The 22,319-nt window shown below is 53.4% G+C and carries 21 protein-coding genes; 9 read left to right on the top strand and 12 right to left on the bottom strand.

The genetic code is table 11. From position 1 onward, the window contains the following. The first annotated feature begins 71 nt into the window (after positions 1-71). From AC6EMZ_RS01555 to entD, 3 genes are all read left to right on the top strand, one after another. Positions 72-2,324, top strand: coding sequence for a TonB-dependent siderophore receptor (locus AC6EMZ_RS01555; protein ID WP_498400645.1), 2,253 nt, complete (start codon positions 72-74; stop codon positions 2,322-2,324). 528 nt (positions 2,325-2,852) lie between these two features. Then, positions 2,853-4,259: a YadA-like family protein gene (locus AC6EMZ_RS01550; protein WP_498400644.1), complete on the top strand. Its 1,407-nt coding sequence runs from the start codon at positions 2,853-2,855 to the stop codon at positions 4,257-4,259. A gap of 82 nt (positions 4,260-4,341) precedes the next feature. After that, on the top strand, positions 4,342-4,992 hold the full coding sequence (gene entD / locus AC6EMZ_RS01545; protein WP_498400642.1) for an enterobactin synthase subunit EntD: 651 nt from the start codon (positions 4,342-4,344) through the stop codon (positions 4,990-4,992). Here the strand turns inward: entD and sitD are convergent. The 9 genes from sitD to AC6EMZ_RS01500 form a co-directional block, all read right to left on the bottom strand. Then, entirely contained in the window at positions 4,979-5,818 is an 840-nt protein-coding gene (sitD, locus tag AC6EMZ_RS01540) for an iron/manganese ABC transporter permease subunit SitD (RefSeq protein WP_498400641.1), read from the bottom strand. The two genes, entD and sitD, sit on opposite strands and share 14 nt — an antisense overlap. Beyond that, entirely contained in the window at positions 5,815-6,672 is an 858-nt protein-coding gene (sitC, locus tag AC6EMZ_RS01535) for an iron/manganese ABC transporter permease subunit SitC (protein WP_498400639.1), read from the bottom strand. The genes sitD and sitC overlap by 4 nt, the downstream gene beginning before the upstream one ends. After that, a complete protein-coding gene (locus tag AC6EMZ_RS01530) occupies positions 6,669-7,493 on the bottom strand; it encodes a manganese/iron ABC transporter ATP-binding protein (protein WP_498400638.1) in 825 nt (274 codons plus the stop codon). Before AC6EMZ_RS01530 ends, sitC begins: the two co-directional genes overlap by 4 nt. Before the next feature lie 3 nt (positions 7,494-7,496). Then, positions 7,497-8,369, bottom strand: a complete 873-nt coding sequence (locus AC6EMZ_RS01525) for a metal ABC transporter substrate-binding protein (protein WP_498400637.1) — start codon at positions 8,367-8,369, stop codon at positions 7,497-7,499. A gap of 411 nt (positions 8,370-8,780) precedes the next feature. After that, on the bottom strand, positions 8,781-9,257 hold the full coding sequence (locus AC6EMZ_RS01520; RefSeq protein ID WP_498400635.1) for a DUF2778 domain-containing protein: 477 nt from the start codon (positions 9,255-9,257) through the stop codon (positions 8,781-8,783). Beyond that, the gene (locus tag AC6EMZ_RS01515) at positions 9,254-9,736 is read right to left on the bottom strand and encodes an Hcp family type VI secretion system effector (protein ID WP_498400633.1); all 483 of its coding nucleotides are present in this window, start codon (positions 9,734-9,736) and stop codon (positions 9,254-9,256) included. Before AC6EMZ_RS01515 ends, AC6EMZ_RS01520 begins: the two co-directional genes overlap by 4 nt. Positions 9,737-9,957: 221 nt before the next feature. Beyond that, positions 9,958-10,434, bottom strand: a complete 477-nt coding sequence (locus AC6EMZ_RS01510; protein WP_498400631.1) for a GNAT family N-acetyltransferase — start codon at positions 10,432-10,434, stop codon at positions 9,958-9,960. 134 nt (positions 10,435-10,568) lie between these two features. Next, positions 10,569-10,997, bottom strand: a complete 429-nt coding sequence (locus AC6EMZ_RS01505) for a VOC family protein (protein WP_498400630.1) — start codon at positions 10,995-10,997, stop codon at positions 10,569-10,571. A gap of 156 nt (positions 10,998-11,153) precedes the next feature. Continuing rightward, complete coding sequence (locus AC6EMZ_RS01500) at positions 11,154-11,612, bottom strand: GNAT family N-acetyltransferase (RefSeq protein ID WP_498400629.1); 459 nt, start codon at positions 11,610-11,612, stop codon at positions 11,154-11,156. A 251-nt stretch (positions 11,613-11,863) separates the two neighbouring features. Between AC6EMZ_RS01500 and pdxR the strand changes: the two genes are divergently transcribed. Further along, on the top strand, positions 11,864-13,342 hold the full coding sequence (gene pdxR / locus AC6EMZ_RS01495; RefSeq protein ID WP_498400627.1) for a MocR-like pyridoxine biosynthesis transcription factor PdxR: 1,479 nt from the start codon (positions 11,864-11,866) through the stop codon (positions 13,340-13,342). A gap of 54 nt (positions 13,343-13,396) precedes the next feature. Here pdxR and AC6EMZ_RS01490 read toward each other — a convergent pair whose 3' ends face one another. After that, positions 13,397-13,801, bottom strand: coding sequence for a YybH family protein (locus AC6EMZ_RS01490; protein ID WP_498400626.1), 405 nt, complete (start codon positions 13,799-13,801; stop codon positions 13,397-13,399). Positions 13,802-14,113: 312 nt separating this feature from the next. Here AC6EMZ_RS01490 and AC6EMZ_RS01485 point away from each other — a divergent pair, with 312 nt between their 5' ends. Both AC6EMZ_RS01485 and AC6EMZ_RS01480 read left to right on the top strand, forming a co-directional pair. Beyond that, the gene (locus tag AC6EMZ_RS01485) at positions 14,114-14,431 is read left to right on the top strand and encodes an ArsR/SmtB family transcription factor (RefSeq protein WP_498400625.1); all 318 of its coding nucleotides are present in this window, start codon (positions 14,114-14,116) and stop codon (positions 14,429-14,431) included. Beyond that, positions 14,428-14,955 carry a rhodanese family protein gene (locus AC6EMZ_RS01480; protein WP_498400624.1) on the top strand — a complete coding sequence of 176 codons (528 nt, stop codon included), beginning with the start codon at positions 14,428-14,430 and terminating at the stop codon, positions 14,953-14,955. The genes AC6EMZ_RS01485 and AC6EMZ_RS01480 overlap by 4 nt, the downstream gene beginning before the upstream one ends. A gap of 106 nt (positions 14,956-15,061) precedes the next feature. Here the strand turns inward: AC6EMZ_RS01480 and betT are convergent, their stop codons facing one another. Beyond that, positions 15,062-17,095, bottom strand: coding sequence for a choline BCCT transporter BetT (betT, locus tag AC6EMZ_RS01475; RefSeq protein WP_498400623.1), 2,034 nt, complete (start codon positions 17,093-17,095; stop codon positions 15,062-15,064). Positions 17,096-17,223: 128 nt separating this feature from the next. Between betT and betI the strand changes: the two genes are divergently transcribed. From betI to betA, 3 genes are read left to right on the top strand one after another with little or no spacing between them, the layout of a single operon-like run. Continuing rightward, positions 17,224-17,811, top strand: coding sequence for a transcriptional regulator BetI (betI, locus tag AC6EMZ_RS01470; RefSeq protein ID WP_498401453.1), 588 nt, complete (start codon positions 17,224-17,226; stop codon positions 17,809-17,811). Positions 17,812-17,824: 13 nt separating this feature from the next. After that, complete coding sequence (gene betB, locus AC6EMZ_RS01465; protein ID WP_498400622.1) at positions 17,825-19,297, top strand: betaine-aldehyde dehydrogenase; 1,473 nt, start codon at positions 17,825-17,827, stop codon at positions 19,295-19,297. 13 nt (positions 19,298-19,310) lie between these two features. Continuing rightward, positions 19,311-20,975: a choline dehydrogenase gene (gene betA / locus AC6EMZ_RS01460; protein ID WP_498400621.1), complete on the top strand. Its 1,665-nt coding sequence runs from the start codon at positions 19,311-19,313 to the stop codon at positions 20,973-20,975. Between the two features lie 87 nt (positions 20,976-21,062). On the opposite strand, the gene AC6EMZ_RS01455 is transcribed toward betA, so the two are convergent. Continuing rightward, the gene (locus tag AC6EMZ_RS01455) at positions 21,063-22,064 is read right to left on the bottom strand and encodes a Tli4 family immunity protein (RefSeq protein WP_498400619.1); all 1,002 of its coding nucleotides are present in this window, start codon (positions 22,062-22,064) and stop codon (positions 21,063-21,065) included. Positions 22,065-22,319: the final 255 nt, after the last annotated feature.

The raw sequence follows: 22,319 nt of genomic DNA, 5'->3' as shown, positions 1-22,319 counted from the left end.
ATAACCATGCCGCCTCCTCTCCCCTTCGGGAATGGAGTCAAGGGGATGCGGCGCGAAAAGCAGGACGTACAATGAATAAGAAGATTCACTCTCTGGCCTTGCTGGTCAACTTAGGGATTTACGGCGTCGCGCTGCCAGCACTGGCAGACGACACAGCGACCACCAGCGCGCAGCATGAAGACACGATGGTGATCACCGCCGCCGAGCAGAACCTGCAGGCGCCGGGCGTATCAAAAATCACCGCTGACGAAATCCGTAAAAATCCTCCCGCTCGCGACGTGGCCGAAATCATCCGTACCATGCCGGGCGTTAACCTTACCGGTAACTCCACCAGCGGCCAGCGCGGTAACAACCGCCAGATCGACATCCGTGGCATGGGACCGGAAAATACCCTGATCCTGATCGACGGTAAGCCGGTCACCAGCCGCAACTCTATCCGTCTGGGCTGGCGCGGCGAGCGTGATACTCGCGGCGACACCGGCTGGGTACCGCCAGAGATGATCGAAAGCATTGAAGTCATCCGTGGTCCGGCGGCGGCACGCTACGGTAACGGCGCGGCGGGCGGCGTGGTGAACATCATCACCAAAAAATTCGACGACCAGTGGCACGGCTCGTGGAACACCTACCTGAATGCGCCAGAGCATAAAGACGAAGGCTCCACCAAACGCACCAACTTCAACCTGAGCGGCCCGCTGGGCGGCGATTTCAGCTTCCGCCTGTATGGCAATCTGGATAAAACCCAGGCCGACGCGTGGGATATCAACCAGGGCCACCAGTCCGACCGTACCGGCGCGTATGCCGACACGCTGCCTGCGGGCCGCGAAGGTGTCGAAAACAAAGACGTCAACGGCGTGGTTCGTTGGGAATTTGCCCCGATGCAGTCCTTGCAGTTTGAAGCGGGCTACAGCCGCCAGAACAACCTCTACGCGGGCGACACGCAGAACACCAACAACGACAACAGCTCAAACGGGCTGGTGAAGAAAAACTACGGTAAAGAAACTAACCGTATTTATCGCCAGAACTTTGCCGTAACCTGGAACGGGGGCTGGGATAACGGCGTCACCACCAGCAACTGGGCGCAGTACGAGCACACGCGTAACTCACGCCTGGGCGAAGGACTGGCGGGCGGCCTCGAAGGCCTGTTCAACAGCAACAAATTCACCGACACCGATCTGGCTGACGTGATGCTGCACAGTGAGATCAATCTGCCGATCGATTTCCTGGTCAACCAGAACCTGACGCTGGGTACCGAGTGGAACCAGCAGCGCATGAAGGATTCCACCTCTAACTCGCAGGCTCAGCAAGGCGGAACCATCCCGGGCATGAGCGACGATCGCAGCCCGTATTCCTCGGCGGAGATCTTCTCCCTGTTTGCCGAAAACAATATGGAGCTGACCGACAGCACCATGCTGACCCCAGCGCTGCGCTTCGATCATCACTCCATTGTGGGCAACAACTGGAGCCCATCCCTGAACCTGTCACAGGGTCTGGGCGATGAGTTCACCCTGAAGATGGGTATCGCGCGGGCGTATAAAGCGCCGAGTCTGTATCAGACCAACCCGAACTACCTGCTGTACAGTAAAGGCCAGGGCTGCTACGCCAGTTCCGACGGCGTGGGCTGTTACATGATGGGTAACGACGACCTGAAGGCCGAGACCAGCATCAACAAAGAGATTGGTCTGGAGTGGAAACGCGAGGGCTGGATGGCGGGCGTGACCTGGTTCCGCAACGACTATCGCGACAAGATTGAAGCGGGCTACGCGCCGATTGGTCAGACATCCACCAGCAAAGTCAGTACCGATATTTACCAGTGGGAAAACGTACCGAAGGCCGTCGTAGAAGGCCTGGAAGGTTCACTGAATGTGCCGGTCACGGAGACCGTCAACTGGACCAACAACATTACCTACATGCTGCAAAGCAAGAACAAAGAGACCGGCGACCGTTTGTCGATTATCCCGGAGTACACGCTGAACTCAACGCTGAGCTGGCAGGTACAACAGGACGTATCGGTGCAATCGACCTTCACCTGGTACGGCAAGCAGCAGCCGAAGAAATACAACTACAAAGGCCAACCTGTGACAGGCTCTGAGAAGGACGAAGTTAGTCCGTACAGCATTGTCGGCCTGAGCGCGACCTGGGACGTGACCAAAAACCTTAGCCTGACCAGCGGCGTGGATAACGTCTTCGACAAACGTCAATGGCGTGCGGGTAATGCCCAGACCACCGGGAATGCCACCACTGGCGCATATATGTACGGTGCAGGGGCATACACGTATAATGAACCGGGTCGAACCTGGTACATGAGCGTTAACACCCGATTCTGATTCAGGTAATGACTTCCCCTCTCCTCTTTTAGGGGAGAGGGGGAATATGCGACTCCATCGCCGCCGTTAATTTTCCTCGTCAACATCCCCTTTAATTCCTCACCTTCATCTGAAAGTCTACATTCCACCTTCTGAATAAAAGTATACATTTATTTATTTCACCGCATTCGTGATGTCTACATTAAACTTTTTGGTTATTCATCACAAACACCTAACAAACGATGACATTATTTTTCGCGATATTCAAAATGATTATTTAAAATGAAAAATAAGAAATTTTTACAATAACAAACATCTTGTTTCTCCTTTAGCGACAGAGGTATTCTCTGCCTCGCCTACTGACCAAGCAGGCAAACACCTCAAAAAAGCCATGAACTATTACAGGCGTTTTTAATTATCGAGAATGAATAATTCACTTTCTCTGGTAATTAAAAATGACGTAATGCGCGTTGTTACCGTTTGGCATTACCCCAAGGATTTCCATTGTGAATTCCTGGTCCGCTATATTTAATCAAATGCGAGTTTACAATGAAGAAGTCCGTTATTGCCGTTATGCTGTCTGTCGTTATTACGCCTGCCGCTTATGCTGGCTTATATTCCTATGATGTCAATCAATCGGGCGTGGCAACGTCGTTCGTAGACAGGTCAGGGCAAAGCGTGTTTGACGTAAATCCGACTCAGGGCAAGCTGACTTTTTTTGGTTCCGATGATCACGTAATCAACTTTGATCAGATTCAGGGAAATCTGGATCTCCTTGTGGATCATCAAAACCAGATTACTGAAAACCATAATGCTATTGACGATAACACCAAAGACATCGCTGATAACAAAACCAACATCGATAATAATGCTCAGGCGATCCACAACACCGACAACCATTTACAGTCCGTCGACAACCAGACGCAAACCCTGGAAATCAACAATATTCAGGATCGTCAGGAGCTGGCAACCCATGACCAGACCATCAAGGATAACCAGCGCGATATCACCAACAACGTCGCCGCTCTCCAGCAGACCAATGCTGATGTCACTAAAAATACAGGCAATATTGCCGGTAACCGCACTCTTATCGGCGACAATGCCAAAGGCATCGCTGATAACAAAACCGATATTGAAACGAATGCTCAGGCGATCCACAACACGGACAACCATTTACAGTCCGTCGACAACCAGACGCAAACCCTGAAAATCAACAACATTCAGGATCGTCAGGAGCTGGCAGCCCACGACCAGGCTCTTAAGGATAGCCAGCGCGATATCACCAACAACGTCGCCGCTCTCCAGCAGACCAATGCTGATGTCACCAAAAATGCAGGCAATATTGCCGGTAACCGTACCCTTATTGACGACAATGCCAAAGGCATCGTGACCAACAAAACCTCTATCGATAGTCTTACCGTGCAGAACAAGACAACCTATAACCTCGCCGCTGATGCCTCCCGCATGAGCATTAATGGGGAGCACGAAATTGTCGCTCTGGGCAAAGAGACGAAAATCGCCAAAAGCAGCGGTGAGTACGCCCAATCTCGCGCTCAGGCCGCGCTGGATAATACCGAGAAGAACCGTGCTGCATTAAGCGCAACCAACAAAAAAGTTGCCGCGAATAGCGCCGAACTGACCAACCACGAGCAGCGTATTGAGACGCTTGAGCAAAGCAATAGCGCCAGTTTTGGTAAGCTTAAAAACGAAGTGGAAGACAACCGTAAACGTGCATCCGCGGGTATCGCAGGCGTGGCGGCAATGGCAAACATTCCGCAGGTGACTAACACCCAGAACTTCTCCGTTGGCGCAGGCGTGGGTAATAGCGATGGTGAAAACGCGTTGGCAGTCGGTTTCTCGGCGCGCGCCACGGAAAATGTAGTGGTTAAAGCCTCCGTGTCTGACGATTCCCAGCATAGCTTTGTGGTCGGCGGCGGGATCGCTTACGGCTGGTAATGTGACTTGCCGGGTCGCACCTGCTGACCCGGCGCGTTAACTGCGGTATGGTTCTCACTTTCAGAAGACAGCGAGAACCATCATGCAGGCGAATTACTCCACGTTTCTTCTTGCCGGGCACACCGTCCACCGCATCGAATTTTTCCCTGCCACCTTCATTGACGCCGATCTCCTTTGGCTCCCCCACCACGCTCAACTGACTGACGCCGGACGCAAGCGCAAAAGCGATCATCTTGCCGGGCGGATAGCGGCGGCTCATGCGCTCAACGCACTAGGCGAGCGCACTATTCCTGGCATCGGTCCAAGCGGCGAACCGCTCTGGCCGCAGGGTATTTCAGGCAGTATTTCCCACAGCGGTACGCAGGCCATGGCCGTGGCTAGTCGCGATCAAAAGGTACTGATAGGCATCGATTGCGAAGCCATTCTTTCAGAAAATGAAGCGAACGAGATCAAAGAGGGAGTCATTGATGCGCAGGAAGAAAGCGTGATTTCTCGCGCAGGCTTCCCGTTTGCCCTCGCCCTGACGTTGACCTTCAGCGCCAAAGAGAGCCTGTTTAAGGCGCTGTTTCCGGAGGTTAAAACGATGATGGGATTTGACAGCGCCCGCCTCACGATGCTCGATAATGAAAGTTTAACGTTGGCGCTGACCCGCCCACTGGCGGGGTTTGAGGAAGGCACTGCCTTTGCACTTAACTGGATGCGCGATCGCGAGTGTGTCATCACGCTGCTGTAAGATTTTCCCGCCGCTTCGCGTTCACGCTGGTCACCACAAAGGTGACGATAAATACCAGCGCGAACAGCACCACAATCGTCGGCGCGGGGGCGCTGTCGAGGTAAAACGACAGATAAACGCCGCTCACCGACACCAGCATAGAGATAGCTACCGCCACCATTAGCGCGACGTGAAAGCGCCGGGTGATCAGCACCGCAATCGCGCCGGGTGCAATCAACAGCGAAATCGACAGAATAATCCCCACCGCCTTTAGCGTCGCCACGATGGTGAGCGACACCATGCACAGCAGGCCGTAATGCAGCCAGCGGGTGCGCAAGCCGCTTGCCTGCGCCTGCTGATAGTCGAAGCAGAACAGCAGGAAATCGCGCCATTTCACGCCAATCACCACCGCTATCAGCCCCGCCACGATGCCGCTTTGCAGAATGTCCATCCCGTTAATGCCCAGCATATCGCCGAACAGAATGTGGTCGAGATGCACCTCGGGCTTAACGGCAATATAGAGGATTAACCCGACGGCGAACATGCCGGAAAAAACGATCCCCATGACGGTATCCTGCTTGATCCGGCTGTTATCTTTCAGGTATCCGGTGGCAACCGCGCAGAACAAACCGGCGACGAATGCCCCAACCGCCAGCGGCAGGCCCATCATCCAGGCGAGCACGATGCCGGGAAACACCGCGTGGCTCATGGCGTCGCCCATCAGCGCCCAGCCCTTTAACACCAGAAAGACCGACAGCAGCGCGCACGGCACGGCCACCAGCAGTGAAATGAGCAGCGCGTTGTTCATAAACGCAAACTGGAAGGGTTCAAGAAGTAAGGTCATCATTCCTGCACCTCCAGCGCGTGACGCGCCCGGCGGCGACTTGCCAGCAGGCCGTGCTTCGGCGCAAAGACAAAGGCCAGCAGAAACAGCAGCGTCTGGGCGACCACGATAATGCCACCGGTCGCACCGTCCAGATAATAGCTGGCCCACGCGCCGAGGAAGCTGGTGATGCTGCCAATCGCCACCGCAATCATCAGCAGGCGCGGGAAGCGGTCAGTGAGGAGCCACGCGGTCGCGCCAGGCGTGACCACCAGGCAGATGACCAGAAATGCGCCGACGGTTTGCAGCGCCGCTACCGTGGAGACCGCCAGCAGCGTGAAGAACAGGATTTTCAGGCGCTCGGGGCGCAGGCCGATGGCGCGGGCGTGGTTCTCATCGAAAAAGGTCACCATCAGATCCTTCCATTTGAACAGCAGAACGAGGATCGAGACCACGCCAATAATCGTCAACTGCACGATATCCTCCGGGGCGATGGCCAGGATATTGCCCAGCACGATGGTCTGAATATTCACTGAGGTCGGGTTGAGCGATACCATAAACAAGCCCAGCCCGAAAAAGGAGGAGAAGATCAGCCCGATAATGGCGTCCTCCTTCAGGCGGCTGCGCTGGTTCAGAAACAACATGCTGGCCGCCGCCAGCCCACCGGACAAAAACGCGCCCAGCGCGAACGGCAGCCCGAGCATGTAGGCTCCCGCCACGCCGGGTACAATCGAGTGCGACAGTGCGTCGCCAATCAGCGACCAGCCTTTGAGCATCAGATAGCAGGAGAGAAAAGCGCACAGCCCGCCCACCATCGCCGAGACCCACATCGCGTTGAGCATATACTCATAGCCGAAGGGTTCGAGAAGCGTGTTCATTTTGCCTCCCGCTCGACGCCCGGCGGGCGATGCATCACGAAAGGCCGCTCGTCGTCGGTGATAATGCGGTCTTCGGATCCGCTAAGCACCACGTGCCGCAGCACGCCGCTGAAGGCGCGCTCAAGATTATCGGCGGTGAAGGTGGTATCCGTTGGGCCGCTCGCCAGCACGGTGCCTTTGACCATCACCGTGTAATCGCAAAACTCCGTCACCGAACCTAAGTTGTGGGTCGAGACCAGCATCGTTTTGCCTTCGTCGCGCAGTTCGCGCAGCAGGCTGATAATTCTGGCTTCGGTTTTAACGTCGACGCCGGTAAAAGGCTCATCGAGCAGGATCACCTCGCCCTGCTGGGCAATCGCCCGCGCCAGAAAGATGCGTTTTTTCTGGCCGCCGGACAGTTCGCCGATCTGCCGATGGCGCAGTTCGAGCATATCCACGCGCCGCAGCGCCTCGGTCACGATCTCGCGATCCTGCGCTTTGGGAATGCGCATAAAGCCCATGTGGCCGTAACGCCCCATCATCACCACGTCTTCGACCAGCACCGGGAACGACCAATCGACCTCTTCCGACTGCGGCACGTAGGCGACCAGGTTCTGGCGCAGCGCGCGGTGCGGGGCCATGCCCAAAATAGCAATGTTGCCGCTCGCCACCCGCACAAAGCCCATCACCGCCTTAAACAGCGTCGATTTACCCGAGCCGTTGACCCCGACCAGCGCAGCAATCGACCCGCCCGGCACGCTGAACGACGCATCGCGCAGCGCCGTGTGGCCGTTGCGGTAGGTCACCGTTACGTCCGTGACGACAATACCTTTAGCCTGCATGTGCTACTCCTTCATGCCGTCGCGGATCCCCTGCACGAGCGTGCGGGTCGTGACGTTCAAGAGATCGATATAGGTCGGTACCGGGCCGTTTTCCGCACTCAGAGAGTCAACGTACAACACGCCGCCATAATGGGTGTCGGTTTCGCGCGCCACCTGACGAGCGGGTTTATCGGAAACGGTGCTTTCACTGAACACGGCTGGAATGTGATGTTTTTTCACCAGATCGATGACCTTACGCACCTGCTGCGGTGTCCCCTGCTGATCGGCGTTAATCGGCCACAGGTACAGCTCTTTCAGTCCTAAATCCCGCGCCAGGTAGGAGAAGGCCCCTTCGCTGGTCACCATCCAGCGCTTGTCTTCGGGAATATCTGCCACCTGCTTGCGCAGCGGTTCGAGGGTTTTGGTGATTTTCTGTTTGTAGATCTCGGCGTTGCGCTGATAGATCTGGGCGTTCGCCGGATCGTACTTGACCAGAGCGTCGCGAATGTTATCGACGTAAATCAGCGCGTTGTCCGGAGACATCCACGCGTGCGGGTTAGGCTTGCCGTTATACGGCCCTTCGCTGATGCCCATCGGCGTGATGCCCTTCGTGACCTCCACCTCCGGTACGCCTTTCAGGTGCTGGTAGAAGCGCTGGAACCACAGTTCCAGGTTCATGCCGTTGGAGAGGATCAGTTGCGCATTTTGCGCACGCTTGATGTCGCCTGGCGTCGGCTGATATTCGTGGATTTCTGCACCCGGCTTGGTAATGGAGGTCACGTCAGCCGCATCGCCCGCGACGTTTTTCGCCATATCAGCAATGACGGTAAAGGTGGTGACCACCCTGAACTTTTCAGCTGCAAACGCGCCCGTGGTGGTCACGGCGGTTAACAGCATGCTGAATAACACCTTCTTTAATCCTTGCCCTGGTCGCATCGCAGAAATCTCCTGATGTGGTTAAATTCAAAGCAAAATTAGCCTGTGCTATATGGTATAGCACAGGCTATATTTAAATGAAAATAGTTATCATTAAAGTTCTGTCAACGAAGATGTTACAGTATGGCTTGTATCGTCATTTTACGATTAACGCTGTGGCGTAAATGAGCACTGCATTAATCAGTACCGAAGCGACCATCATGCTAATCATATACAGTGCATCCCAGTCTGATTCCGTTATAAAGCTCACGGAGTCACTGTAAAGATGAAAGAGATACACTTCAGGTAATAATATATAACTCACTGAAAAAATTATAAAAAATGAAATAAATTGAATAATCCAAATTCCGACAAATTTTATAGGAGTCATTGTTAATACACCTGTACCGTACCATACGCAGAAAATGAAGCTGACACCATTATTTTGGGTGTACTCATTAACGCCTCCCGGAGCACTGCAAAATGATGGGGAGAAGGCAGCGTGATGCAACCGTTACTTATCCCCGCGTAACCTGCCGGATGAAGCCTGAAGTTTCCTCTAGCCACTTCATTAATAAAAGTGTGGTCATCAAGATTGTCATCCACGCGGTAAAGGGCAAACCATATAGAGTGATCAGAACCAGTGTATTTTGATGCAAAAACGTCATTCACTCGGGTACTTAAACTTCTCGGCCGGTCGACTATGTAATATTTTCCCGGTGGCAGTGGGCCAATATTTTTCACAGTGACAGAATCTGGGTTGTTCCGGTGATGCCCCTCATTGCCAGAATATGCGGGAAAAAAACCTATTCCAGGACAGCTTAAATTGGACAAGCCGTTACCATTAAGCCGAAATGTGCAATGAATCATCGTTCGTTCCAGGCATCGGTGAACATGATATTGCCGTCGCAGTGTTTCCAGGTGATCTTCTCATAGCGAAGTGAAACGGCTTCGAGGTGGTTGTGTTTCTCGGTGCTGGCGTTCTTGCAGTTATGCATCAACGGGCAAACAGAGACGACTTTGACGTCTTCGAGTAGCATGTTGAAGTATTCCACTTCCTGCCCAGCATTGTTGATGTGATACCACTTTAATTCGGCACTTTTCAACGTCTGGCCCTTTGCAACGGCCTTGTAGAGATAAGGGCTGGATGAATCGAATTCTTTTTCAAACGACAGTGCGCTATGTAAACGAGTACCCGTTATTTTACCGTTCATATTGTCTGTCGGAAGATGCAACCCATGAGCGAAACTATGAATTTCAATACTACCCTCTCTGTTCATTACATCTACAGAGCCTTTAATGTCGACACCGCCATCGTCTTTAAGCCATAAGTACGCTGGAATAGCCATTTTATCTCCTTATAAAAAAGGAATTATGCTCGCGATTATATTTATGTATTAATGCATTTGTGCTTAAGGAATGCCTTACGAATAACCCTTAACATTTATAAATGGATTATGAATAGTGGATAAGTATAATTTCAGAAAATGAATAACATCACGCCGTTGGACTATAAATATAAAACAAGAGAGCACATGATAACTCTGGCACTCTCGTGATTCTTGATATCTCAGCCCACGATAACCTTACTCATATTAATACCCGTAACCCCAAAGCCACTGGTCTCGTAGACATGTCGGGCACGGGCGTTGTCACCCGCCACGCGCAGCCTGATCTCTTTAAAACCTTTTTCTCGCAGATATTCTTCGAAATCCCGAAGCGCCTGTTTAGCAAGCCCCTGTCCCTGGAGGGCATTGAAAATGTGAAAGTCATAGATAAATACAGTTCGCATAATCGTATCTGGTTTATACCAGAGGTAGCCTACGTGCTTGTCTTGATGAATTGACGCTTCAATAAGGCACAGTAACATTTGCCCATGAGTATTGACGCCCTCATTGAGCGCATCTGATATTTCTTTATTGGCTCTTAAAAGAGCATCATCTTGAGATAACCCATAATTAGCCACAATCTCATCTGTATAATCAGGAATAAAATAGTCAAGATAAGCTGGAAACTCTTCTTCTGTCATTGCACGGAACGAGATCATCTCTGAGTCCTTAGCGATAGATCTTATTAGGAGATTGGACGATATGAATAACGCCAGCGGCGCTGGAAAGTCAATATTATTCCGTTGCGACGACTACCAGGCGTGCAGCCTCTGGCGGTTCTTATTAGCAGGAATTAGCTGGCGCGAATGGCTTCAAGACCAACACGCTGCCCGTAAGACAGCTCAAGGGTATTACCGTCAGGATCAGCAAAAAATACAAAATAGCCTACCGGATCGCCATAATATTCCGGTTCTTTGCGCAGCTTCCCTTCGGCCCGTGCCATTTCAGTTTTACGATCGATTTCTTCTCGAGTTGCGCAGGCAACACCAAGGTGACCGAAAGGACCCAGCGGGGTATCCGTCACGTTATCCGCTTGCACAAGGACCAGTGCAAATGGGCGGGTATGATCGCTTAGCCACGCCACTTTACGCGCATCCGGAACGCCGGGTTCGCGTGAATGGATAACCTCCATTCCAGCGTATTGACGATAAAATTCGATACTCTTGTCCAAATCTCTGACGACAAAGGCAACATGCGTGAGACCCACATCAAACTCTTTCATATGCACACTCTCTCCGGGTTGAATTCATTCCTCGCATCTTAAAAGCTCAAGTTAACTTCAGGTCAAGATAAAGTCATGATTCACTGTTTAGATTGAGCACAAAGTAGACACATGCCCCCGCTTATTTTTAAGGGGCATAGCGTCAGTTAACGGGAATTACCTTACCTGCATCCGATATTCAATCATCCCACTTTTTTTCGCCACCCAGTCGTACAGCCTTTGCCCACGGAAATTGGATTCATGTGTATGCCAATAAAGATGGCTGGCATGACGTTTTCGGGCTTCTCGTTGAACATATTCAATTAACTGTTTGCCAACCTGTTGTCCCCGAATGGTTTCGCAAACATATAAATCTTCAAGATAACAATAATCACTCTCAGCCCAGGTCGAACGGTGAAAAAGATAATGCGCAAAACCGACCACTTCTCCGTTATATCTTGCTACCACGCAAAATATAGGTTCAATGGGGCTAAAAAATCGTTGCCAGGTCCGTTTTGTGACGGATTCTGAAATATCGACATTATAAAATTCTTGATATTCTTTCCAGTTTGGCAACCAGCTTTCATAATCACTTTCCTGGACAGCATCAATAGTGACAATCACATTATTCATCATAATAACCTCTTTGTTTATTTATGTTCGATTGTGTTTATGTTGGCGCAAATAGATTATTTCAAAACAAATGACAATGTTGTCTTTACTGTTCATTTTTAGCCCCTGCGCTCACTCTTGCGAAAGGATTATAAGGGCCAAATGGCACGATTAGCCCTGCCAATTTTAGTGAGTCAAGCAGACCAATTCATCAACGTGAAGCCGACATTTTTGCTTTAGAATGAATGATGACACGAGGAATAGTGGGGAAACGGATGTTTAAGCACGCACAGCTTGAAACGGTAAAGGCATGGATAACCGATCCTGCAAACGGATCGCTACCGCTCCATGAAAGGATCCAGAGAGCAATACGGACACTCATACTGGAGGGGATTTTATCTAACGGTAAGGCCCTTCCGGCTTCACGCGCGCTGGCAAAATCACTGAGTGTTTCTCGGGATACCATTGAAGCGGCCTACACCAGCCTGCATGCAGAAGGTTTTATTGAGAGGCATACTGGAAGAGGTAGCTTTGTTTCTGCCAGCGCACGATTTTTGAAACCACATTCCCGCCAGCGTCAGTTAGCCGCTGATGTACGTAAAGCAAAACTCAGTGCCCGAGGCGAGGTGATTTATGAGAGTGGAGGGATACGCGAATTTTCCTCACCTCGCCCACTGGCTCCGGGTATCCCCGAAACGCGTTTGTTTCCGATTCCAGCCTGGGAGCGTCTTCAGCGACAGGTGCTGAAAGAGTATCGCCACCAGGCATTAGAACAAAGTCCACCGCAAGGTATGGAGCGCTTACGGCGGGCCATCGCGGAATATGTCAATCTGGAGCGCGGCACTCATGCCACGGCAGAACGGATAATTATTCTGACAAGTTCCCAACAGGCGCTGGCTCTCTGTTCTCACGTCCTGATGGACAACGGGGATGGCGTTGTGATTGAGGATCCTGCTTATCAAGGGGCGCACAAAGCGTTTAAAGCTGCCGGACTGAACAGCATTCCGGTTCCTCTTGATGATAAAGGCATTTGTATTGAGCACCTTAATTCTCTGACAGAGCCTGCAAAAGCTATCTACCTTACCCCTTCCCATCAGTATCCTACCGGGGTCACGCTATCTCTGGACCGACGTCTGGCGGTCATCGATTGGGCCAACCGCCACCACGCCTGGATAATCGAGGATGACTATGACAGTGAGTTTCACTATGAAGGCAAACCTATGGCCTGCGTTCAGGGCCTGGATGCTTTTAACCGGACAATCTATATCGGGACGTTCACTAAGTCTCTTTTCCCGGGGCTACGCATTGCATACATGATTGTGCCCGCAGAACTTGTCGAGCCCCTGACGATGGCAAGGACACTCATGGACGGTCATACCGCCTCAATCACCCAACTGACTCTGGCGAAATTTTTGGAGGGGGGTCATTTTGGTTCCTATGTGCGCATGATGCGTAGTGTTTATGTGACTCGACGTGACAAGCTGGCCAGCCTGATAGACACCTATCTTTCTGATTATGTGGTCTGCGTAACGCCAGCGGGTGGCATGCAGATGCCTTGCCATCTCAGGCAGGGAATATCTGAGGCAGAGATCGCCGTTGCTGCCCGCCGCGCAGGCGTCGATATCCTTGGGCTTACCGAATTATATGCAGGAAGCCCTGCATCCACAGGGTTCTTGATGGGGTTTGCCGCTTACACCGAGAGAGAGATAGAAGACGCAGTAAAACAGCTCGCCGCTATTTTTCGCGGTCTCTAGTGCTTTCCATTGCCAGACAGCAGTTTCCGTTCTGGAGCGCGGATTAAGCCTTGATTAAACAGGTTCGGCATCTAAAAGTGACGAGCCATAAGAGTTATCGATAGTGCAAAGCCAGCGATGTTGGCCTTCCTGCCTGAAAACATAAGTGGCACGACGCGTGGTTTCGACCGTTCCCCCTTGTCCATCAGGATAACGAAGAACGGTTTCCATGATCACGAGAGCATTACCACCACCTTCAATAACCTGCATATCTCCCTGCTCAACGATAAGTTGATCCTGAAAATATTCAGAGATGGCAATGAACGCGTTGCGAATATTGTTTTTGCCTTTAACGATCAGGCCCGGTTTTACCACCAGAGCGGCATCCTCGGAATAATTCTCCATCAAAGAATCAAAGTCTTTAGCAGAGATCGCTCTATCGCACGATTCAATAATCTGGCGTAGTGGGTGTGACGGCATGGACATTCTCCTGTTAAGCAACCAAAACGTATTAACTGACAACTCGACGTAAATGTATAGCTACCCGTTTTTTGGAGATAAGTTTCCGCATCATGAGGGTTGGACAGGGGAAGTTTTGTTAACAAATACAACCTCTGGATGGCAGATAATGGGGTACCTGAGTTTGGCCTGACACACTAATCTGGCGATGTATCAGAGAGAAGCACCACAGATTATCAGGTCATTTCAAATCCGTTTACGAACGGTTTCTGCTTGTGTACGAGCGTCGTTTGATTTAGCATTTACTAAATTTAGCAAACTCTAAAATTAAAGATGAAAGATACTCAACTGCACCAGTTACAGGAAAGCGCCTCGCTGGCCACAAAACTGCTTAAGTCGATGAGTAACAGCAGGCGACTATTGATCCTTTGCATTCTCATTGATAGGCCAGGCACCTCGTCAGGGGATTTGGGGCAATTGACCGGTTTAACGCCTTCTGCGACCTCACAGCACCTGGCGAAAATGAGAGAGGATGGCTTGATTGAATCTGAAAGAGTGGCGCAAAGGGTGAACTATTCCATCAAAAACGAGGCTGTTAAAAAGATCATCAACACCTTAAAAGACATTTACTGCCCGGAGGACCTCAAATGATGCCAGAATCCATTTCACCGCTTGAAGCCAAAAAGCTTGTTGAGCAAGGGGCTGTACTCATTGATATTCGAGACCGTGCTGAATACCTGCGTGAGCACATACCGCACGCACGCTCGGTACCTCCTACCGATATCGCGGAAGGTAAAACGGTGGAGGGCGCAGAGCGACAGCCCGTCATTTTTCATTGTCAGTCAGGGGTGCGTACGGCACAAAATGCGACTACGCTCATCAACGCCGTCAGTTCAGCGCCGGTTTTACTGATGACTGGCGGGATCAATGCGTGGAAAAATGCCCAACTCCCTACTATTGAAGACAAAAAACAACCGTTACCTGTCATGAGACAAGTTCAGATTGTTGCGGGCACACTCATTCTTATCAGCGTTGTATTAGGGTACACCGTTAATAGCGGGCTATTTTTACTGTCAGGCTTTGTCGGCGCAGGTTTACTCTTTGCCGGAGTCAGTGGCTGGTGTGGTATGGCAAAATTACTGTTAAAAATGCCCTGGAATCGCTCAGAGAAATAGCGTTGGCAACGTCCGCCCAGGCACAACCGTACCCCCCCCCCACACACAAAATCGGCGTCACACTCAAGCATGACGCCGATCTCTCAAAACAACCCTAGCTACCCTCTCACACGTCCGGGAACATTACGCTATTCCCCGGAGCTTCCCTGTGCAGGTGGATAAAGTTCAGGTGCCTTTCATACTGGTCCAGAATATCCGTAATGACCTGCTCCTTGCTGTAATCCATCAGGTCATTCCCCTGGCTGCCTTCCAGCAGGAACGTCTCCAGGCGGTAATACGTCGATTTACCGCTGCGCGCGCGATACGTGAATCCAGGCACCGAATATTGCTGCGGCCAAATCTGGTAAACGTAGTTTTGCTCGTCGCCCATGTGCACGCGCAGCTCCAGATGCCCCAGCGTCTCGCTCTCTTCCGGCGGCAGGCTTTTCAGCTCGACGTTTGCACCGCGCAGCTTCAGCTCCTGCGCCACCTCTTCCATAGCCGGATAGCACACCGTCTCCATCATCTGCTTGGTGTAGCGCGTGCCCGGATAGTTCATCAGGCGCGACAGGCGTTTCTTCCAGCTCAGCCTGTCCTGCGTGCCCATTGGGCGCGGCGCGGTGTCGCGGTTGGCGCTCTCGCGGCGGTAGTCTTCCACCTTCAGCGATTTATACAGCCCGGCCATCACGAAGAAGATCACAAAGCTGAACGGCAGCCCCATAATCACCGTCGCGTTTTGCAGGGCCGAGATGCCGTTGGTCATTAACATACCCAACGTCAGCAGGCCAATCACCAGCGACCAGAAAATACGCAACCAGTTGGGTGCATCGCTGTTGATATCCTTTAGCTTCGAGGTGAAGTTCCCCAACACCAGCGCGCCGGAGTCCGCCGAGGTGACGTAAAACAGCAGGCCGGTGATGGTGGCGACCGAGGCGCTAAAGGTAAACGCCGGATACTGCGCCAGCAGGCTATAGAAGCCGCGCTCCGGGTGCGCCATCGTCTCTTGCGCAAACGCCGCGTCGCCGTGAATGATCTCGTACAGCGCACTGTTGCCGAAAACCGACAGCCACAGCAGGGTAAAGGTAAACGGAATAATCAGCGTACCCAACACGAACTGGCGAATGGTGCGCCCGCGCGAAATACGCGCCAGGAACAGGCCGACAAACGGCGACCAGGCTACCCACCATGCCCAGAAGAACAGCGTCCAGTTATTCATCCACTCGACCGGGCGATCGAAAGCGAAGCTGTTGAGCGTCATGCCCATAAAGCGGTTCACATAATCGCCGACGTTGAGGACCAGCGCGTTCAGCAGGAACGACGTGTCGCCCATAAACAGCACGAACAGGATCAGGCCCAGCGCCAGCACCACGTTCAGCTCGGACAGAATACGAATGCCCTTATCCACGCCAGAGGTCACGGAGATGGTGGCGATAAGCACCGACAGCCCAATCAGCGCCGCTTTAGCCGCCATCGAATCCGGGATATCAAACAGCACGCTCAGCCCGTAGTTGAGCTGCACCACGCCAATCCCGAGCGTCGTGGCAATACCAAAGATAGTGCCGATCACCGCCGCGATATCCACGGTGTGACCAATCGGTCCGTTGATTCTTTTACCGAAGATAGGATAGAGCGCGGAGCGGATCGTCAGGGGCAAATTATAACGGTAGCTAAAGTATCCCAACGCCATGCCCATCAGAGCGTACATCGACCAGCCGGTCAGCCCGTAGTGGAACAACGTCCAGACCATCGCCTGGCGCGCGGCCTCCATGGTCTGCCCCGCCCCTTCCGGCGGCTGCATGTATTGCGTCACCGGCTCCGCGACCGAGAAGAACATCAGGTCGATGCCGATGCCCGCCGCGAACAGCATCGCCGCCCAGCTTAGCAGGCTAAACTCCGGCTTCGACTGCTCTGGCCCGAGCTTGACCGATCCAAAACGCGAGCAGGCAATGCACACCACAAACACGATATACAGCGTCGCGGCGAGCAGGTAGTACCAGCCAAACGTTTTTGAAACCCAGTTCAGCGTTCGACCAATCCACAGCGCGGAAAAGTCGCTAAAGAAGATTGTCATCAGGGAAAACAACAAAATCAGTCCTGCGGAGGTGTAAAAAACAACCGGATTGATTTTGTCCTTTTCTCTGCTTTGTGAAAGGTCTGTCATCCAGTATCCCCACCTTTTTCGTAACTATTAAAAACAGAATCCGCAACAATTAAGACACATTTTATATTGAACGTCCAATCAAAAACCGCTTTAATAGTTAACCAACGCTGATGAATGGAGTGGCAAAAATGCCCAAAGTGGGGATGCAGCCGATCCGGCGCAGGCAGCTAATTAACGCCACGCTGGAAGCAATAAATGAAGTGGGAATGCACGACGCGACCATCGCGCAGATCGCCCGTCGCGCGGGGGTATCGACCGGCATCATCAGCCACTATTTCAAGGATAAGAACGGCCTGCTGGAAGCGACGATGCGCGACATCACCAGCCAGCTGCGCCACGCGGTGTTAAGCCGCCTGCGCGCCCTGCCCGATGGCAGCGCCGAGCAGCGATTGCAGGCGATTGTATCCGGCAACTTTGACGAAACGCAGGTCAGCAGCGCGGCGATGAAGGCCTGGCTGGCCTTCTGGGCGAGCAGCATGCATCAACCGATGCTCTACCGATTGCAGCAGGTGAGCAGCCGCCGCCTGCTGTCGAACCTGGTCAGTGAATTTGCCCGCGAGCTGCCGCGTCCGCAGGCGCAGGAGGCGGGCTACGGACTGGCGGCGCTGATTGACGGGCTTTGGCTGCGCGCGGCCCTCAGCGGTAAGCCGCTGGACAAACCGCTTGCCGAGTCGCTCACCAGCCACTTTATCAGCCAGCATTTACCGACCGATTAACCGAGGAGACATTATGTCCCGAATGGCAGAACAGCAGCTTTATATCAATGGGGGCTATACATCGGCCACCAGCGGAAACACCTTCGAGACCATCAACCCGGCCAACGGTGAAGTCCTGGCGACGGTCCAGGCCGCGGGGCGCGACGACGTGGATCGCGCCGTGAAAAGCGCCCAGGAAGGGCAAAAAGTCTGGGCGGCGATGACCGCGATGGAACGCTCACGCATCCTGCGTCGGGCGGTCGATATTCTGCGCGAACGCAACGACGAGCTGGCGAAGCTGGAAACCCTCGACACTGGCAAACCGCTTTCTGAAACCGCCGCCGTTGATATCGTCACTGGCGCGGACGTGCTGGAGTATTACGCGGGACTGATCCCGGCGCTGGAAGGCAACCAGATCCCCCTGCGCGATACCTCTTTCGTCTACACCCGCCGCGAGCCGCTGGGCGTGGTCGCCGGGATTGGCGCGTGGAACTATCCGATCCAGATCGCACTGTGGAAATCCGCCCCGGCGCTGGCCGCGGGCAACGCGATGATCTTCAAACCGAGCGAAGTCACTCCGCTCACCGCCCTGAAGCTGGCAGAAATCTATACCGAAGCGGGTCTGCCTGACGGCGTATTTAACGTCCTGCCGGGCGTGGGTGCGGAAACGGGCCAGTTCCTGACCGAGCATCCGGGCATCAGTAAAGTGTCCTTCACCGGCGGCGTCGCCAGCGGTAAAAAGGTCATGGCGAACTCGGCGGCCTCGTCCCTGAAAGAGGTGACGATGGAGCTGGGCGGCAAATCACCGCTGATCGTGTTCGATGACGCGGACCTCGATCTGGCCGCCGACATCGCCATGATGGCCAACTTCTATAGCTCCGGCCAGGTCTGTACCAACGGCACTCGCGTGTTCGTGCCGCTGAAGTTCAAGGCCGAATTTGAGCAGAAAATCGCCGAACGCGTAGGTCGCATTCGCGCGGGCGATGTGTTTGATGAGCAGACTAATTTTGGCCCGATGGTCAGCTTCCCGCACCGCGAGAACGTGCTGCGCTACATCGCCAAAGGCAAAGCGGAAGGCGCGCGCGTGCTGTGCGGCGGCGACGTGCTGAAGGGCGGCGGCTTTGATAACGGCGCATGGGTGGCACCAACGGTGTTCACCGACTGCACCGACGAAATGACCATCGTGCGCGAAGAGATCTTCGGCCCGGTGATGTCCATCCTCACCTATGAAAGCGACGACGAAGCGATTCGCCGCGCCAACGATACCGACTACGGTCTGGCGGCAGGCATTGTGACCACCAGTCTGAACCGCGCCCACGGTGCGATTCATCAGCTTGAAGCGGGTATTTGCTGGATCAATACCTGGGGCGAATCCGCCGCCGAGATGCCGGTGGGCGGCTACAAGCACTCGGGCATTGGCCGCGAGAACGGCGTGATGACGCTCCAGAGCTACACCCAGGTGAAGTCCATCCAGGTTGAGATGGGTACATTCCAGTCCATATTTTAACCGGGAGGTTTATTTGCAATTTGACTACATCATTATTGGCGCCGGTTCTGCCGGCAACGTACTGGCTACGCGCCTGACGGAAGACACAAACACCACCGTGCTGCTGCTAGAGGCAGGTGGCCCGGACTACCGCATGGATTTTCGCACCCAGATGCCCGCCGCGCTGGCGTTTCCGCTGCAAGGCAAGCGCTACAACTGGGCCTATGAAACCGAGCCTGAGCCGTATATGAACAACCGCCGCATGGAGTGCGGACGCGGTAAAGGGCTGGGCGGCTCGTCGCTGATCAACGGTATGTGCTACATCCGTGGCAACGCCATGGATCTGGACAACTGGGCCACGGCACCGGGTCTGGAACACTGGAGCTACCTGAACTGCCTGCCCTACTACCGTAAATCGGAAAGCCGCGACGCGGGGCCGAACGACTGGCACGGCGGCGACGGTCCGGTGAGTGTCACCACTTCCAGGCCGGGCGTGAACCCGCTGTTTGAAGCGATGGTGGAAGCGGGCGTACAGGCAGGGTATCCGCGCACCGACGATCTCAACGGCTATCAGCAGGAAGGTTTCGGGCCGATGGACAGGACCGTGACGCCGAAGGGCCGACGCTCCAGCACCGCGCGCGGCTACCTGGACCAGGCGAAAGCGCGTCCGAATCTGACCATCCGCACCCACGCCATGACCGATCATATTATTTTTGACGGCAAGCGCGCGGTGGGCGTCGAGTGGCTGGAGGGCGAAAGCACTATCCCATCCAAAGCGACGGCCAATAAAGAAGTCCTGCTGTGCGCCGGGGCGATCGCCTCTCCGCAGATTTTGCAGCGCTCGGGCGTGGGCAATGCCGAGCTGCTAAAGCAGTTCGATATTCCGTTGGTACACGATTTACCAGGCGTGGGCGAAAACCTGCAGGATCACCTGGAAATGTACCTGCAATATGAATGCAAAGAACCGGTCTCGCTCTACCCTGCCCTGCAATGGTGGAACCAGCCGAAGATCGGCGCGGAATGGTTATTTGGCGGTACTGGCGTGGGCGCGAGCAACCACTTCGAAGCGGGCGGGTTTATCCGCAGCCGCGAAGAGTTCGAATGGCCGAACATTCAGTACCATTTCCTACCGGTGGCGATTAATTACAATGGCTCCAATGCGGTGAAAGAGCACGGTTTCCAGTGCCACGTCGGATCCATGCGATCGCCAAGCCGTGGGCACGTGCGCATTACGTCGCGCGATCCGCACGACCATCCGGCAATCCTGTTCAACTACATGTCCCACGAGCAGGACTGGCAGGAGTTCCGTGACGCTATCCGCATCACCCGCGAGATCATGCACCAGCCCGCACTGGACCCTTATCGCGGCCGTGAAATCAGCCCCGGCGTAGAATGCCAGACCGACGAAGAGCTGGATGAGTTCGTGCGCAATCACGCCGAAACCGCCTTCCACCCGTGCGGCACCTGTAAAATGGGCAGCGACGAAATGGCAGTCGTGGACGGCGAAGGCCGCGTTCACGGGCTGGAAGGGCTACGTGTGGTAGATGCGTCCATTATGCCGCTGATTATTACCGGCAACCTGAATGCCACCACCATCATGATTGGCGAGAAAATCGCCGATGCCATTCGCGGGCGCGAGCCGCTGGCGAAGAGCACGGCGGCTTATTATGTGGCGGACGGTGCACCGGTGAGGGGCTAAGTTGCATCTACTAACGTGTACACGTTGACCGAAATGGCAGTTCCACGGAGTCAATCCCCGGAAGTAACCGCCGGGGATTGACTCCGCTCAGAATGCATTGTTCCTGAGACGAAAAGAACGGGTGATGCGATCCCAGATCGCCACAAGCTCAGCTTCGCTATAGGCTGACGGAGGAGCTGTGTCGCTGCCTTCGGGTGGAATTTCGTTGCTTAGCGTCAGATCAAGATTGGGATGCATGAAGTCTGCATTTGTCTCATTCGCTACCGCGGTAAACATGAGTTGTGCTGGGGGATTATCGGATGAGCTTTTTGGCGGGGCCGTAATCAGCCATTCACTGGCCTTGAAACCAGCAATCTGCGCTTCACCCTTACGTAGCGTGCGTCCATTAATGCTGTTGATATACGACTGAATTTCCCCGGTTCGCTCCAACATGGTTGTGCTTTCTTTCAGAGCATTATTGCTCCCGACGGTAAAAGAAAAGACCGAACTGTGCGGATAAATCAAGGTGATATCTTCCTTTGGTTTTTCGCGCCCGTCGCGGATAAACCCCTCTGAAATACAGGTGCCCGGCTGTGTCGGGATTTCGTCATCTTTTCGCCCGCTCAGACGGGACATTAAGTCCTGTAGCTCCGCGAGTTTCTGAGCTTTGTTGTTTAGAAAATCGATACTGACGCCAGCATTGATAAAATCCGCCTTATCTTTTTGATATTTTGGGTCAGATAAATCGGTGATTTCCTGAGTAAGGGTAAATGCTACCCCGTCAACATACAGATGACCTTCCAGAATACGGCCAAAACCCGGTACACTTTCATTTTCATTGCGGTCGAAAATCACTGATCTGTCACTCAGTCGAAAAATTTGCTTTAAAAAAGGCTGATCCATTTTCCGTACCGTATGACTGTTTAACAATTCCTCCTCCCGCAGCCGGATACGCTGCGCAAACGCTGGGGGATACAGTCTCTTGCTGCTGATACTGACCTCATTAATCTGGGCGCGGTCCGCACGGGTGTTTTCGAATGAGGCCGGAACTTCAAACATATAGCGCCCCACGCACTGGGCTTTGGTGGAGGCAAAAAGGGTGTCAACCATACGTTCTTCCTTAACGGTTAATTCCGGTGGCGTATGCACAAACGTCACATAGTTGTGAATATAGAATCCTGCCGCCAGCAACAGCATCGCCAGCGGAATAAGGAGGGGAAACGGGAGTTTTTTCATGGTGCCGGCACCTGCTGTGCAATTTTTACCACCGAGCGGACCGTGAACATCAGGGCGTCGGACAGGTCACTGTAGACCGAGAGTTTTTCTTTCATCCGGCACAAAATCTCGAACTTAACGCCCTCGCAA

Source organism: Enterobacter sp. SCRI0065, from assembly GCF_059766475.1.
This window is presented reverse-complemented; position numbering and strand designations above follow the sequence as displayed.